This is a genomic window from Priestia sp. P5_B4 (assembly GCF_056400385.1).
In genome coordinates this window covers 1-597 of record NZ_JBFULJ010001441.1, presented here as the reverse complement: position 1 = coordinate 597, position 597 = coordinate 1, and the positions used below count along the sequence as shown (strand labels likewise).

General features: G+C 28.9%; 1 protein-coding gene. It reads left to right on the top strand.

All coding sequences use genetic code 11. From position 1 onward, the window contains the following. The first annotated feature begins 199 nt into the window (after positions 1-199). Complete coding sequence (locus AC1DRF_RS31480) at positions 200-526, top strand: DUF6678 family protein (RefSeq protein ID WP_477742759.1); 327 nt, start codon at positions 200-202, stop codon at positions 524-526. The last annotated feature ends 71 nt before the right edge of the window (positions 527-597 follow it).

The following is a 597-nucleotide window of genomic DNA, read 5'->3' as shown; positions in this document are numbered from 1 at the left end:
GCTTCTTGGATCTATGTACCAAATCCAACTAAGGATTGTCAGGAAGATATTATTAAACCAGTAAGAATTAAGGCTATAAATACTTGTACTCCTCAATGGGGAACTTATGAGGAATTCATAAACGGAGAGTGGATAGACATCAAGTTTTAGCATACCTACTACCGATAACGCACTTCGGGTAACTAAGGGGGTTTTTTTCATGAGTTCTTATGAATATCAATCAGTAATGAATAACACTAAATGGCAAGAAATTAGAAATGCAATGAACGATTGTTCTATAAATACAATTTGGAGAATACAGGATTTCAAAACTAAGTATATAAGTAATTGGGATGGAGGTTGGTTTTATCATTTCAAAGGTAATTATAAAAATATTGAGTGGTTAGAAATAAAGGTCGAAAATTTAGAAGAGAAGTATCRGGTGATAAATATACTTAGAACAATTAACATACCAGGAGAAACAAAAGATGATGTTATAAAAGTTTATGGCTACGTTCAAAACAATAATCCTATAGATTATTTATAATAGCTAATAGTTATTATAATTCGTTTTATGTTAATTTAAAATATATTATATACATTTTAAAAACAGAAAAG